Origin of the sequence: Burkholderia sp. LMG 13014, from assembly GCF_905232215.1 — a bacterium.
Classification (GTDB): domain Bacteria; phylum Pseudomonadota; class Gammaproteobacteria; order Burkholderiales; family Burkholderiaceae; genus Burkholderia.
The window spans coordinates 1-338 of the sequence record NZ_CAJNKE010001082.1 but is presented as its reverse complement, the minus strand read 5'-3'; the positions used below and the strand labels follow the sequence as shown (position 1 = coordinate 338).

1 protein-coding gene is annotated in these 338 nt (G+C 62.7%); it reads right to left on the bottom strand.

The genetic code is table 11. The features are described 5' to 3' along the window. Nucleotides 1–338: contractile injection system protein, VgrG/Pvc8 family (locus tag JYJ84_RS37495; protein WP_275890781.1), on the bottom strand; the 338-nt coding region annotated here is incomplete at both ends.

Sequence of the window (338 nt, the reverse complement as noted above, 5' to 3'; positions counted from 1 at the left end):
TCACCGCCCGGCGTCGGGTTGTAGATCACTGGCTCGCCGTCGAGGCGACCGAAGATGAACAGCCGATCGCAGTGAATCAGCCGGTGCCCCTCTTTGCGGTGCTGGAAAGCGTAGAAGAAGCCTTCCTCGCGCAGGATGCGTTCGACGAAGTCGTAATCGGTGTCGCCGGCCTGCACGCAATACTCGCGGGCGAGGTGTTCGTTGGTGGCGCGTTGCTCGTAGTTCATCGTCAGGCCATGTGCCTTGAACACGGCAGTCGCGATCTCGGTCACGCTCAGGGTCTGGAAGATCCGCCAGTCCGACGAGAGCTTGAGGCGTGCCAGACGCGGCTCGACCAC